Raw genomic sequence first — 13,976 nt, forward strand, 5'->3', positions numbered from 1 at the left:
AGGGTCTTGCGCAAACGACGCTCGGCCCCCGACACGATGTCGAGGGCCGAGCGGTGAAGCAGTGTGAAAATCAGCCGAGCTGAGAAACGACCCAGTCGATGCTCTTGGTGAGAGCGGTGACGTCATCGGGGTCGATGGCCGGGAACATGCCGACACGCAACTGGTTGCGTCCGAGCTTGCGGTACGGCTCGGTGTCGACAATTCCGTTGGCGCGCAGGATCTTTGCAACTTCTGCTGCGTCGACGTCGTCGTTGAAGTCGATGGTGCCGACAACCTGCGAGCGGTGTGCCGGATCAGCGACGAACGGCGTTGCGAACTCGCTGGCCTCGGCCCAGTTGTACAGGCGCGAGGACGAATCCGCGGTGCGAGCGGTGGTCCAGTCGAGGCCGCCGTTGCTGTTCATCCACTCGATCTGGTTGGCGAAGAGCAACAGGGTGGCCAGGGCCGGGGTGTTGTACGTCTGATCCTTGGAGCTGTTGTCCACGGCGATGGGCAGCGAGAGGAAGTCGGGCGTCCAGCGTCCCGAATCCTTGATCTCCGCGACGCGTTCGAGGGCGGCCGGGCTCATCAGCGCGATCCACAGTCCGCCGTCTGCAGCGAAGCACTTCTGCGGAGCGAAGTAGTAGACGTCGGAATCGGCGACGTTGACCGGGAGTCCACCGGCGCCCGAGGTGGCGTCGATGGCGATCAGGGCGTTCTCCGAACCCGCGGGACGCGAGACGGGGATCGACACACCGGTGGAGGTCTCGTTGTGCGCCCAGCCGATGAGATCGACGGACGGGTCCGAGACCGGCACCGGTGCGCTGCCCGGATCGGCGGAAACGACGATCGGGTCACCGATGAACGGGTTGGCCTTGGCGACCGAAGCGAACTTGGAGCTGAATTCGCCGTTGGTCAGGTGCAGCGACTTCTCGCGGATGAGGCCGAATGCAGCCGCATCCCAGAACGCAGTGGTTCCACCGTTACCGAGGACGACCTCGTAGCCCTCGGGCAGTGAGAACAGATCGGCGAGGCCGGAACGAATGCTGGCGACAACGTTCTTGACCGGCTTCTGGCGATGGCTGGTGCCGAACACCGAAGCGCCCACCTCGACCAGGGACTGCAGCTGCTCGGGGCGAACCTTGGAAGGACCGCAGCCGAAGCGTCCGTCGGCGGGCTTGAGGTCGGCGGGGATGATCGGTGTGGAGGTCATCGCTTCTTTCTGTTCCTTCACTTGTGTTCTGTACTACCGTGATTGGTGAATTCGAGCGGGTGTCACGCGTGGCTGATCTGGTCCCAGCCCTCGACGGACTCAGGCGTGCGGGGCTCCGGGCCGGTGTAGATGGCGGCCGGGCGTACCAGTTTACCGAGACGCTTCTGCTCGAGGATGTGTGCACACCAGCCGGCGGTGCGGCCACAGGTGAACATGGCGGGCATCATGTGCGCGGGAACCTCGGCGAAGTCGAGGATGACTGCAGCCCAGAACTCGACGTTGGTCTCGATCGCGCGATCGGGACGACGCTCACGCAGTTCCGTCAGTGCTGCCTGCTCGAGAGCTGCGGCAGCCTCGTAGCGGGGAGCGTTGAGACGCTTCGCCGTAGCGCGGAGCACGCGTGCACGGGGATCTTCGGCGCGGTAGACGCGGTGTCCGAAGCCCATGAGCTTTTCCTTGCGGTCGAGGATTCCCTTGACCAGTGCGCGGGCGTCGCCGGTCTTCTCGGTCTCTTCGATCATCGGAAGAACGCGGGCCGGAGCGCCGCCGTGCAGCGGGCCGGACATCGCGCCGATGGCGCCGGAGAGCGAGGCCGCGACGTCGGCGCCGGTGGAGGCGATGACGCGGGCCGTGAAGGTGGAGGCGTTCATGCCGTGCTCGGCTGCCGAGACCCAGTACGCGTCGATTGCCTCGACGTGTGCCGGATCGGGCTCGCCCTTCCAGCGCACCATGAAGCGCTCGGTGACCGTCTTGGCCTCGTCGATGCGGCTCTGCGGGACTGCGGGCTGGTAGATGCCGCGAGCGGACTGCGCGACGTAGGACAGTGCCATGACGGACGCGCGGGCGAGCTGGTCGCGGGCGGTCTCGTCATCGATGTCGAGGAGTGGCTGGTAGCCCCAGATGGGAGCCAGCATCGCCAGTCCGGCCTGGACGTCGACACGGACGTCGCCGGTGTGAATGGGGAGGGGGAACGGCTCGGCCGGCGGGAGGCCGGGGCCGAAGCGGCCGTCGACGAGAAGGGCCCATACGTTGCCGAAGGTGACCCTCTGGCCGACCAGGTCTTCGATGTCGACTCCGCGGTAGCGCAGTGCGCCGCCGTCTTTGTCGGGTTCTGCGATATCGCTGGTGAAGGCGACGACGCCTTCGAGTCCGCTCACAAAATCGTCCGGTATTGCTGCGCTCGCTGCCATTCTCGTGGACTCTCCTCGTTCGAGTGCGCCAGGTCTACAGTCGCACTGCCTCAGCTTCAGTGACTGCGCCTCGGTGCTCGCAGGGATGAGCACGCACCGTGTTTAGTACTGCGCAATCTTCTCGTCCCGATTCGGTTGCTGTCGCTGGTGCGGCTCGCGGTCCGGGTCGGGTCTAGCCACGGCAAACTTTAGCGCGTGCCGCGTAGCCGTTGGCCAGTGAGTACCCGGGAGTAGCGTTCTCGGCTGTGTCGAATGAACGTCAGGACCCGCAGGCGGTGGACAACGAACTCGCGGCCATGCGTGTGGGCTATCCGCAAGCAGGCAGCGAATCGGAGTCCGTCGAGGACCGCATGAGTGCGGAATTGGATACCTCGGTCGTCGAGACCGGTTGGCTGCCCCTCATGCGTCAATGGCTCGTGGACGCCGTCGAAGCGGACGCGCCGGAACCGAATGCCATGACTCTGTCGACGGTCGACGACAGTGGACACCCGGCCTCGCGCACCGTGCTCTGCAAAGGCCTCAGTGAAGACGGCGTGCTCTTCTTCACCAACTACGGATCCGACAAGGCTCGTCAACTCGACGCCCATCCGTACGCGTCGGCCAACTTCACGTGGCTGACCCTTGCCAGGCAGGTGATCGTTCGCGGCGCCACCGAGCGGGTGAGTGCTGAACTGACGCAGGAGTATTGGCGGACCAGGCCTCGTGGATCGCAGCTCGGTGCGTGGGCGTCGTCGCAGTCTCGTGCGATCGGCTCGCGTGCCGATCTCGACGAGCAACTGCGTGAGGTCGCGGCCCGATTCGGCGTGGACGGAGAGATTCCGGTGCCACCGAACTGGGGTGGGATTCTGATCCGGCCGGAGTCTGTCGAGTTCTGGCAAGGGCGCGCGAACCGCATGCACAATCGAGTTCGCACGAGCCTGGTCGACGGACAGTGGTCCGCCGTCCGACTCCAGCCGTGAGCCGGTTACTTGCGGATACGACTCCGCTCGAGAATCGCGACTACCGACGACTGTGGACGGCCGGCATCGTCACCGTTATCGGCGCTCAGCTCAGTGTGGTCGCCGTGCCGCAGCAGGTGTATCAGATCACCTTGAGCTCGGCCTATGTCGGTCTGACGGGAATCTTCGGCCTGGTACCGCTGATCGTTTTCGGTCTGTGGGGCGGCGCCCTCGCCGACGTCATGGATCGACGACGACTGTTGATGATCACCTCGATCGGACTCGGCGTCACGTCGGTTCTGTTCTGGATCCAAGCCGCGCTGAACGTGAACAACGTGTGGTTGGTGCTCGGCTTGTTCTCGGTTCAACAGGCGTTCTTTGCCGTCAACCAGCCGACTCGAGCGGCGATCATCCCTCGGCTGATTCCGGGCCGACAGTTGCCTGCCGCGAACTCGCTGAACATGACCGTCGTGCAGTTCGGTGCAATAGCCGGCCCGCTGCTGGCCGGCGTTCTCATTCCGAAGGCAGGTCTGCAGCTGCTCTACCTGGTCGACTCGATCTTTCTGCTCGCCACGTTGTGGGCAGTGTGGAAGCTCCCGGCGATTCCGCCGACCGGAACCTCTCGGCGGGCCGGATTGAGCGAGGTGCTTGGCGGCTTCACGTATCTGGCGACGCAGAAGGTTCTGCTCGCGTCGTTCGTGGTGGACATCATCGCGATGGTGTTCGGGATGTCGCGAGCACTGTTCCCGGAGATCGCACACGAATCCTTCGGTGACCCTGCCAGCGGTGGTTTTGCGCTCGGACTGCTGTTCGCGGCGATGTCGGTGGGAGCCGTTCTGGGCGGAGTCTTCTCGGGTTGGTTGCCGCGGGTGCAGTACCAGGGGCGCGCCGTGATGGTCTGCATCGTGCTGTGGGGGCTGTCCATGGTCGGCTTCGGCGTTGCCGTGTACTTCGCGAGTCCCGGTTCCAGCGTGATTCTGCTCTGGGTCGCGGTGGCGTTCCTGGCGTTCGGCGGCGCCGTCGACATGGTCTCGGCCGCATTCCGCAGCACGATGCTCCAGCAAGTGGCAACCGACGACATGCGCGGAAGATTGCAGGGCGTTTTCATCGTGGTCGTGGCAGGCGGTCCGCGTATCGGTGACGTACTGCACGGCGGCGCGGCCTTCCTGTTCGGAACCGGTGTTGCGGCAGCGGGAGGCGGCTTCCTGGTGATTGTCGGTGTTGTCCTTTCTGCCCTCGCATTCCCGGCGTTCGTTCGCTACAAGGTGGGACGCGCCGTCTGACGTCCTGGTTAACCGGTCGCTCGTGGTGGAAACTGGTACGTATGACTGCGCCGCACAGCACGGGTAGGGGAGGGTTCGAGATCCGTGGTGGCGGCTATCGGGCCGAGATCGCGGCGGCCGGTGCCGGACTGCGGCTTCTCGATCACGAGGGGCCCAACGGTCAGCGCGCGCTGACCGAAACCTGGGCCCTCGGATCGAAGCCACCGCTCTCTGCCGGATTGGTTCTCGCGCCGTGGCCCAACCGGATTCGGGACGGGCACTTCATGTTCGACGGAATCGAGCATCAACTCGAGATCACCGAACCGGCGCTGGGGAACGCAAGCCACGGGTTTGTCAGGCGTCGGAATTGGAGCCTCGTCGACCACACCTACGAGCGCGTCGAACTGTCGGTCGACGTGGGACTGCACAAGGGTTGGCCGTATCCGTTGCAGCTGACGGTCGCCTACGAGGTCGGTGTTGACGGATTGACCGTCACTCACACGGCCACGAACAAGGGTGCGACCTCGTCGCCGTTCGGGCTCGGAATGCACACCTTCATCCGCGCCGGCGACTTTCCGCTCGACGAATGTGCTCTGCATCTGGCGGCAGGCACGCGACTGCCGATCGATCCGGCGAGGATGCTGCCGAACGCGTATTCGCAGGCAGTCGCCGGTACGGACTACGACTTCCGGACGCCGAGACTGCTCGCCGGGGTTCAGTTGGACACCCCGTACAGCGCGTTGGACGTCGTCGACGGCAGTGGTCGCACTCAGCACGAGCTGCTGGCTCCGGATGGAACGGGCACAGCGTTGTGGACCAACCGCGAGTTCCCCTGGATTCAGGCATTCATCGCAGATCCCGCCAATGACAAGGGATATCCCGACCGTGGACGAGCATTGGCGTTGGAGCCGATGACCTGCCCACCCGATGCATTCAACTCGGGCATCGATCTCCTGGTGCTTCAACCGGGTCAGACGTGGACTGGTAGCTGGGGCATCAAGGCTCTGTGATCCGGCTCTCATACCGTGGGATCGTGTAACGCAGTCTGGGTATCGGCCGATAACAATCGATTTTCGGTACGCCGTGTCAGTGGTTCAGAAGGTCGATCATTCGTCCACGTCTCGTGCTGCTGTCGAGACTTGCAGATCAATGCGGGTAAGCGCGCGATTCCGTAGACAGGAGTACCGGTCACGCGGGTGGGAAAATCCCGCCTGGAACGTGTTTCAGTTTCGGTGGGTATGTCGGGTTCGTGAGTACCCGAAAAATAGCCGTGGGGCGACCCTCCTTCGGCACGATCTCTCCCGTGCGACTAGTTTCTAGTTGATCGCATGTAGTTACTCGTTGGTTCGAGCTTGAGAGGGATCCTTCGTGCCCGCTGACAATGACACAAAGCCCACGCTTACTTACCCCGGTGGTGAGTACACGATGTCCATTGCCAGGGCAACCGAGGGCAATGACGGCATCGAGCTGGGAAAGCTGCTGGCCACAACGGGGTACACCACCCTTGACCCCGGTTTTGTGAACACTGCATCCACCAGTTCTGCAATCACCTATATCGACGGCGAGAAGGGAATCCTGCGTTACCGCGGATATCCCATCGAGCAGTTGGCAGGTAAGTCGACGTTCATCGAGGTCAGCTACCTGCTGATCTACGGCGAACTGCCGACCGACGCCCAGCTCGAGTCCTTCACGGACCGCATTCGTCGACACACCCTGCTCCACGAGGACCTCAAGCGGTTCTTCGACGGTTTCCCGCGCAACGCTCACCCGATGCCGGTTCTCTCGTCCGCAGTGAACGCACTGTCGGCGTACTACCAGGATTCGCTCGATCCCGAGGATCCGGAGCAGGTGGAACTGTCCACCATCCGTCTTCTCGCGAAGCTGCCGACCATCGCTGCGTACGCGTACAAGAAGTCCGTCGGACAGCCGTTCCTGTACCCGGACAACTCGTTGAACCTGGTCGAGAACTTCATGCGCATGACGTTCGGCTTCCCGGCCGAGCCGTACCAGGGTGATCCCGAGGTCGCCAAGGCACTCGACATGCTGCTGATCCTGCACGCCGACCACGAGCAGAACTGCTCCACGTCGACCGTGCGTATGGTCGGCTCGTCGGACGCCAACCTGTTCACCTCCGTCTCCGCCGGCATCAACGCACTGTGGGGCCCGCTGCACGGTGGCGCGAACCAGGCAGTGCTCGAGATGCTCGACGAGATCAAGGCCAGCGGCAGCACCGCAGCCGAGTTCGTCCGCAAGGTCAAGAACAAGGAAGACGGCGTGAAGCTCATGGGCTTCGGGCACCGCGTCTACCGCAACTACGATCCGCGCGCTGCGCTGGTCCGCGAAACTGCGCACACCATCCTCGCCAAGCTCGGCGGCGACGACGAACTGCTCAACATCGCAATGCAACTCGAAGAAGCCGCCCTCACGGACGACTACTTCATCGAGCGCAAGCTTTACCCGAACGTCGACTTCTACACCGGCCTCATCTACCGCGCGATGGGCTTCCCGCCGCGTATGTTCACGGTGCTGTTCGCCATGGGCCGTCTGCCCGGTTGGATTGCGCACTGGCGTGAAATGCACGAGGATCCGGCTACGAAGATCGGCCGCCCGCGCCAGATCTACACCGGCTACACCGAGCGTGACTACAGAGACATCACGTCCCGCTGACGCGTGACCTAGCGATATCACCACCCGCTAGTCTTCTGTACCCAATATTTCGCCTCAACGAGGAGGACCCATGAGTAGCAAGCCCGTAATCGAGTTCCAGGAAGGCCCCGCGCCGACCGATCTGGTCATCAAGGACCTGGTTGTCGGAGAAGGCGCCGAAGCCGTTCCCGGTGGCACCGTCGACGTTCACTACGTCGGTGTCGAGTTCGAATCCGGCGAAGAGTTCGACTCTTCCTGGAGCCGTGGCGAGTCCATTCAGTTCCCGCTTCGTGGCCTGATCAAGGGCTGGCAGGACGGCATCCCGGGCATGAAGGTCGGCGGACGCCGTCAGCTCACCATTCCGCCGGAGCTGGCATACGGCCCCGCCGGTGCAGGGCATCAGCTTTCCGGCAAGACCTTGGTCTTCGTGATCGATCTGCTGGACGCCAAGTAATTTACTGTGCGCCTTTATTAACCCCCCCGCGGTTAATAAAGGCGCACAGCACGAGGGCCCCGCACTGTCAGGTGTGGGGCTTTCCTGTGTGGTCAGCGTGCTGTCTTTCGCCGGTAGAGCCAGTTCGACCATACAAATCCCACGGCGGCGATGCCTAGGCACCAGGCGAGCGCGATGACGGCGCTGTTTCCGATCGGGGTGCCCATCAAGAGTCCACGCACCGTCTCGATGATGGGAGTCACCGGTTGGTGCCGGGCAAACCCCTGCAGCCAGGACGGCATGGTCTCAGCCGGTACGAAAGCAGTGCTGACGTAGGGCAGGAACATGATGGCGAAGGTGAAACCACTTGCCGCCTCGGGGTTCCGGGCCAGGAGCCCCAGTGCCGTCGACAGGTACGACATCGCGAACACGAAGGCGACGATCACCGCGGCGACGCCGAGCCACCGTAGCGGATCACTGGTCGGACGAAAACCCATGATCAGCGCGACGAGAACCACGATCGCCGTCGTCAGAATATTGCGGACGACGCTGGCGAGCACATGCCCGGTCAGGACCGATGACGGTGAGATCGCGAGCGTCCGGAAACGGTCGATGATCCCGTCCTTCATGTCGCCCGAGACGCTGACGGCGGTGGTGGAGGCGCCGAAACCGGCGCACAGAAGGATGATTCCGGGCACGACGTAGTCGATGTACTCGGTACCGGTGTTGATGGCACCACCGAAGACGTAGACGAATAGCAGCATGAGCATGACCGGCAGCGCTATCGCGGTGATCATCGAATCAGGGCTACGCAGAACGTGTTTGAGATTCCGGCGAAGCATCACCGCGGAATCGACTGCAATGGTGGACGTCATCGAACGCTCGCAATCTCGGGTTGGCCGGCTCCGGTGAGCGCGAAGAACACGTCGTCCAGATCCGGGATGTGAACGGAGAACTTCTCGACGGTGATCGACGGGTCGTCGATAGAGTCGAGGATGGCTTTGATCGACGGAACGGCTCCGTCGGAGGGGACGTGCAGGGTCAATGTCTCGGTATTCGAGTGTGCCTGCGGCAGTGACGCCGCGGCGAGATCGAGTTGGGCCAGGTTCTCGAATTGCAGTGCGACGTGGCCGCCAGGAACAAGACGCTTGAGTTCGTCCGGTGTTCCCTCGGCGACCAGACGGCCGCCACTGAGCACGCCGACGGTATCGGCCAATTCGTCTGCCTCGTCGAGGTATTGGGTGGTGAGGAAGATCGTGACACCCGACGCTGTGAGGCCACGAACTATCGACCACATTTCGTGGCGGCTTCTCGGGTCCAAGCCGGTGGTGGGTTCGTCGAGGAAGACGACGTCCGGCTTCGTGACCAGGCTCATCGCGATGTCGAGTCGCCTGAGCATGCCGCCCGAGTAGTCGCCCGCTCGTTTCTCGCCGAAGTCCGTCAGGTCGAACTGGTCGAGCAGTTCGTCGGCACGTTTTCGAGAGTTCTTCCGGCCCAGGTGATTCAGCTCGCCCAGGAGAGTCAGGTTCTCGGAACCGGTCAACAGAGTGTCGACGGCAGCATATTGCCCGGTGACGCTGATGCGTCGGCGAACGTTCTGGGGATCGTCAGGGAGTGAGTGGCCCGCCACGGTGACCTCGCCGGCGTCGAAAGGAATGAGGGTGGTGAGAATTCTTACCGCTGTGGTCTTTCCGGCGCCGTTCGCGCCGAGGAGGGCGTACACCGATCCGGCTGGTACCGACAGATCGAGTCCGTCCAGAACCTGTTGATCGCCGTAGCGCTTGCGGAGTCCGCGGACCGAGATTGGGGGGATCGTTCCTGGCATCGAAACCTCCGAGGTAACTGTGTATGGCATAAACTCGTGTTTATAGCGTACACAGTTCTAGGATGATGGCAAGAGCGAAGAGTGGGAGCTGTATGGATGGCGGCGCGCTACCGAGGGCGGTCGAACTGGCCTGGGGACTGGATCAGCCCGGAACGCGGGGTCCCAAGAAGGGGCTCAGTCTCGAGCACATCCTCGACACCGCGATCGAGTTGGCCGACGCCGAAGGTGTCACGGCACTGTCGATGGGCCGGGTGGCCAAAGCGCTCGGGTTCACGACGATGTCGCTCTATCGCTACGTGGCAAGCAAAGACGAACTGATCGAACTGATTTCGGATCGAGTGATCGGGCCGCCGCCGATAATTCCCGACGACGTGACCTGGCGCGTCAAGCTCGAGGCGTGGGCGAACCAGGAGTACGCCACGATGCTGAGTCGGCCCTGGTGGCTCAAGCTGCCCATCACCGCTCCGCCGACCGGACCGAACAACATGGCGTGGCTCGACGCGGGGCTGAGCGCACTCGACGGCGTCGCTCTGAGTGCCGCATCGAAGTTCCAGGTGGTGACCAACGTGTCGTTGTTCGTGATCGGCCGTGCCCGCTTCTCGGCTGACCTGGCTTCGCGGTCGGCGCAGTCGGCTGACGACGACGTGGCTTACGGCGCCCTCATCGCGCGAGTCATCAACCGCGAGGACTTTCCCTACCTCAGTGCTGCAATCGAGGAGGGAGGCTTCGAGGACGGCAGTCCGGAGGGCGAGGCAGCCGGCGATGATGCTTTCGATTTCAGTTTCTCGCTTGGCCTTCTGCTCGACGGAATCGAGAAGTTGGTGCAGCGGTCAGGACACCAGTGCGGTGGCACTGACGTCGTCGATGATCAGGTCGGTGATCAGCCCGCCCCGTAGTGCTCCCTCCAGGGCGGGCAGTTTTGCTGTTCCGGCGACGATGCACACGCGTCTGGCGACCTTCTCGAAAAGGTCGAGCCGCGGTCCACTCGCGCGCTCGTTGAGTTCTATGCCGCGATAGCTCCCGTCGGACCGGAAGAACACGGTTGCGATGTCCCCGACCACTCCGTCGCGTCGAAGTGCTTCTGCTTCATCGGGTTCGAGGTATCCGGCGGTGTAGACGTGACTGGGCACGTTCCCACCCGGGACACCGATGCTGAAGACTGCCAGGTCCATTCGTTTCTGCATGTCCAGCACTCGCTTGATGCTGCGTTCGCGCCACAACTGTTCCCGGGTTTCCGGGTAGTCGAAGAATGCAGGTACCGGAAATCCTTGTGGCAGAGCGCCGTAGGCGTCAGCGATGGTTCTGATGATGTCGCTGGCGTAGGAGATTCCCGTGGTGCGGGTATTGGCAGCACCGTTGAGTTGCACGACATAGGAGTTGTACGTGCGTTTGGGGGCGAGGTGCTTGCTGACTTCACTGAGAGTGGTTCCCCAGGCGATTCCCATCACCATGTCGCTGTCGAAGAACGAGGCCAGCAGTCGCCCCGCGAAAGTGGCGACCTTCTCCAGTCTCTCGAGATCCCCCACCAGTTCCGGCACGGTCACGACGTGTGCGCGTACTCCGTACCGTTCCGAGAACTCGCGTTCGATGCGAGGCGCCTGGCCGTGCGGCGTGCTGATCTTGATCTCGACGAGTCCCGAAGTGCGTGCGTAGGTGATCAGCCTGGAGACGGTGGATCTGGAGACTCCCATGTCGCGCCCGATGGCAGCCATCGTCTGATCTTGGAAGTAGTAGAGGCGAGCGGCCTGAACAGCGTCGGCGATACGCGGGTCCGCCGGGTCGGAGGTTGGAGAGTCGGAAGTGGGAGTTTCCATGGTTTCGTCCTGTCTGCACGTACGTGCAAGAGCACTGAACCGAATCTTATCCGAGTAGGACCAGGCTGAAGCGTTCGATCACGCAAAGTCCCTGAAGTGTGTCTGTTACCCACGTTACGGTGCGTAAATGGGCAACTTGCACATATGTGCACGAGCTATGCGTGAATGTGCAAAGGGTCTTACGCTACGAGTGCAGCAGACCAAACTATGACATGCATCACAACGAAGTGAGGGTGGGGATGGAGAAAGCCAAGCGATTGGGGCTTCCAGGCGAGTTGGCAGCCGAGTTTGCAGGAACGATGATCTTGATCTTGTTCGGCGTCGGGGTGGTGGCGCAGGTGGTGTCCGGCGGGAGCGAAGGGGGTCTCGGTGGACACGACAGCATTGCGTGGGCCTGGGGACTCGGCGTGATGTTCGGAATCTATGTCGCAGGCCGGGCGACGGGTGCTCATCTGAACCCCGCGGTCACGTTCGCCTTCGCGATCTTCCGGGACTTCTCCTGGCGCAAGGTGCTGCCTTACACGCTGGCGCAGACTGCGGGAGCTTTTGTCGCGGCGTTGATCGTCCGATGGAATTACAACGACATGCTCAACGCCATCGATCCCGGACACACAACGGCCACTCAGACGATCTTCTCGACGATGCCCGGAAACGGAACGCTTCCGGTCAGTCTCGGCTCGGCGCTGATCGATCAGATCATCGGTACAGCCATTCTGCTGTTTCTCATCGTTGCCGTGACGGATTCCCGCGGCACTCCGCCGCTTGCGAATCTCGCGCCCTTCGTCGTCGGATTGATCGTCGTGGGAATCGGATTCGCCTGGGCGACCAACGCGGGTTACGCCATCAATCCGGCCCGTGACTTCGGCCCGCGTCTGGCGTCGTACCTCACCGGTTACGGCAGTGCCTGGCGGGATCAGTACGGAAGTTTGTACTTTTGGGTGCCCATCGTTGGACCGCTGATCGGCGCTCCGATCGGTGTGTTCCTCTACGACAAGCTGGTTGGACGATTCCTGCCTGACGAGTCGGTGGAGAAGGCGGCCGAGGAGCCGGCCACGATACCTGCCTGATGGCGAATCATCATCTCTGACAGTAAATCTTTCGCACTTTCTTCGACACCAAAGGGGTAGCACGATGGCGCAGTTCGTAGCCGCGATAGACCAGGGAACCACCTCCACTCGTTGCATGATCTTCGATCACAGTGGACACGTGGTTGCCGTCGAGCAGCATGAGCACTCGCAGATCTTCCCGCAGGCGGGTTGGGTCGAGCACGATCCGATCGAGATCTGGGACAACGTCCGCAACGTCACGGCGGGCGCCCTCGCCAATGCAGACTTGACCGCAGCCGACATCGCATCCGTCGGAATCACCAATCAGCGTGAGACGGCAGTGGTCTGGGAACGAGCAACCGGAAAGCCCGTCTACAACGCGATCGTCTGGCAGGACACACGCACTGATCGGATCTGCACGGCGCTCGCGGGCGAAGACGGCCCCAAGAAGTACACCGAGGTCACCGGACTGCCGTTGGCAACGTACTTCTCGGGCCCCAAGGTCAAGTGGATTCTCGACAACGTCGAGGGCGCTCGCGACAAGGCCGAAGCCGGCGAGTTGTGCTTCGGCACGATGGACACCTGGGTGTTGTGGAACATGACCGGCGGCGTCCAAGGCGGAGTGCACGCCACCGATCCGACCAACGCCTCGCGCACCCTGCTGATGGATCTCGACACTCTCGCTTGGGATTCGGCGATCTGTGCCGACATGGGAATTCCGGAGTCCATGCTTCCCGAGATCCGCAGCTCGTCCGAGGTCTTCGGATTCGTCCGTGAACGTGGCACCCTGTCGGGCGTGCCGATCGCCGGAATCCTCGGTGATCAGCAGGCTGCGACCTTCGGCCAGGCCTGCCTCTCGCCTGGAGAAGCGAAGAACACCTACGGAACCGGAAACTTCGTGCTCCTCAACACCGGCACCGAAAAGGTGATGAGCAAGAACGGATTGCTGACGACGGTCTGTTACAAGATCGGCGAGCAGCCCACTGTCTATGCGCTGGAAGGATCGATCGCCGTGACGGGTTCGCTGGTGCAGTGGCTTCGGGACAACCTCGGCATGATCGACAATGCGGCCGACATCGAGGTGAACGCTCGCTCTGTGGAGGACAACGGCGGCGCGTACTTCGTGCCCGCGTTCTCGGGTCTGTTTGCACCGCATTGGCGCGCGGATGCACGCGGCGCGATCGTCGGTCTGACCCGGTTCGTGAACAAGGGGCACCTTGCCCGGGCGGTGCTCGAAGCGACTGCGTACCAGAGCCGTGAGGTGATCGAGGCGATGAACCTCGACTCGGGTGTCGACTTGAAGGTGCTCAAGGTCGACGGCGGAATGGTCGCGAACGAACTCCTCATGCAATTCCAGGCCGATCTGCTCGACGTCGAGGTGATCCGCCCGGTCGTGGCAGAGACCACGGCTTTGGGCGCCGCATACGCCGCTGGTCTCGCGGTCGGGTACTGGGAGAGCGAGGACGACATTCGCAGCAACTGGGCGAAGGACAAGAGCTGGACGCCGTCGATGGATTCGGCGGAGCGTGACCGGCTGTACGCAGGCTGGCAGAAGGCCGTCACTCGGACACTCGACTGGGTCGACGCAGACTGATCGCGGCGCCCGCATTTCTACCTATTTTCAAGTGAA

At 62.7% G+C, this 13,976-nt stretch carries 13 protein-coding genes; 8 read left to right on the forward strand and 5 right to left on the reverse strand.

Annotated elements, in window-relative coordinates:
- Window positions 1-70 precede the first annotated feature (70 nt).
- Together serC and ACFWAD_RS09850 are read right to left on the reverse strand one after the other, a co-directional pair.
- A complete protein-coding gene (serC, locus tag ACFWAD_RS09845) occupies window positions 71-1,192 on the reverse strand; it encodes a phosphoserine transaminase (RefSeq protein ID WP_007733484.1) in 1,122 nt (373 codons plus the stop codon).
- A gap of 62 nt (window positions 1,193-1,254) precedes the next feature.
- A complete protein-coding gene (locus ACFWAD_RS09850) occupies window positions 1,255-2,382 on the reverse strand; it encodes a citrate synthase 2 (protein ID WP_230814514.1) in 1,128 nt (375 codons plus the stop codon).
- A 245-nt stretch (window positions 2,383-2,627) separates the two neighbouring features.
- On the opposite strand from ACFWAD_RS09850, the gene pdxH reads away from it, so the two are divergent.
- The 5 genes from pdxH (at window position 2,628) to ACFWAD_RS09875 (ending at window position 7,682) form a co-directional block, all read left to right on the forward strand.
- Window positions 2,628-3,341: a pyridoxamine 5'-phosphate oxidase gene (gene pdxH, locus ACFWAD_RS09855; RefSeq protein WP_378532298.1), complete on the forward strand. Its 714-nt coding sequence runs from the start codon at window positions 2,628-2,630 to the stop codon at window positions 3,339-3,341.
- Window positions 3,338-4,603 (forward strand): MFS transporter, encoded by a 1,266-nt coding sequence (locus ACFWAD_RS09860; protein ID WP_378532300.1) that lies wholly within the window; start codon window positions 3,338-3,340, stop codon window positions 4,601-4,603. Before pdxH ends, ACFWAD_RS09860 begins: the two co-directional genes overlap by 4 nt.
- Window positions 4,604-4,644: 41 nt before the next feature.
- Window positions 4,645-5,592 carry an aldose 1-epimerase family protein gene (locus tag ACFWAD_RS09865; RefSeq protein WP_378532302.1) on the forward strand — a complete coding sequence of 316 codons (948 nt, stop codon included), beginning with the start codon at window positions 4,645-4,647 and terminating at the stop codon, window positions 5,590-5,592.
- 358 nt (window positions 5,593-5,950) lie between these two features.
- Window positions 5,951-7,249, forward strand: coding sequence for a citrate synthase (locus ACFWAD_RS09870; RefSeq protein ID WP_003940509.1), 1,299 nt, complete (start codon window positions 5,951-5,953; stop codon window positions 7,247-7,249).
- Window positions 7,250-7,319: 70 nt separating this feature from the next.
- The gene (locus ACFWAD_RS09875) at window positions 7,320-7,682 is read left to right on the forward strand and encodes an FKBP-type peptidyl-prolyl cis-trans isomerase (protein WP_003940440.1); all 363 of its coding nucleotides are present in this window, start codon (window positions 7,320-7,322) and stop codon (window positions 7,680-7,682) included.
- 92 nt (window positions 7,683-7,774) lie between these two features.
- On the opposite strand, the gene ACFWAD_RS09880 is transcribed toward ACFWAD_RS09875, so the two are convergent.
- The gene (locus ACFWAD_RS09880) at window positions 7,775-8,536 is read right to left on the reverse strand and encodes an ABC transporter permease (RefSeq protein WP_378543225.1); all 762 of its coding nucleotides are present in this window, start codon (window positions 8,534-8,536) and stop codon (window positions 7,775-7,777) included.
- Window positions 8,533-9,486 (reverse strand): ATP-binding cassette domain-containing protein, encoded by a 954-nt coding sequence (locus ACFWAD_RS09885; RefSeq protein WP_378543227.1) that lies wholly within the window; start codon window positions 9,484-9,486, stop codon window positions 8,533-8,535. Before ACFWAD_RS09885 ends, ACFWAD_RS09880 begins: the two co-directional genes overlap by 4 nt.
- 92 nt (window positions 9,487-9,578) lie before the next feature.
- On the opposite strand from ACFWAD_RS09885, the gene ACFWAD_RS09890 reads away from it, so the two are divergent.
- A complete protein-coding gene (locus ACFWAD_RS09890; RefSeq protein ID WP_378543841.1) occupies window positions 9,579-10,382 on the forward strand; it encodes a TetR/AcrR family transcriptional regulator in 804 nt (267 codons plus the stop codon).
- Here the strand turns inward: ACFWAD_RS09890 and ACFWAD_RS09895 are convergent.
- Window positions 10,317-11,300 (reverse strand): sugar-binding domain-containing protein, encoded by a 984-nt coding sequence (locus tag ACFWAD_RS09895; protein ID WP_317828753.1) that lies wholly within the window; start codon window positions 11,298-11,300, stop codon window positions 10,317-10,319. The two genes, ACFWAD_RS09890 and ACFWAD_RS09895, sit on opposite strands and share 66 nt — an antisense overlap.
- 239 nt (window positions 11,301-11,539) lie before the next feature.
- Between ACFWAD_RS09895 and ACFWAD_RS09900 the strand changes: the two genes are divergently transcribed.
- Both ACFWAD_RS09900 and glpK read left to right on the forward strand, forming a co-directional pair.
- On the forward strand, window positions 11,540-12,367 hold the full coding sequence (locus ACFWAD_RS09900) for an MIP/aquaporin family protein (protein WP_378532309.1): 828 nt from the start codon (window positions 11,540-11,542) through the stop codon (window positions 12,365-12,367).
- Between the two features lie 64 nt (window positions 12,368-12,431).
- Window positions 12,432-13,940 (forward strand): glycerol kinase GlpK, encoded by a 1,509-nt coding sequence (gene glpK, locus ACFWAD_RS09905; protein WP_230814506.1) that lies wholly within the window; start codon window positions 12,432-12,434, stop codon window positions 13,938-13,940.
- Window positions 13,941-13,976 lie beyond the last annotated feature (36 nt).

Source organism: Rhodococcus sp. NPDC059969 (assembly GCF_042738325.1).
Taxonomy (GTDB): Bacteria; Actinomycetota; Actinomycetes; order Mycobacteriales; family Mycobacteriaceae; genus Rhodococcus_F.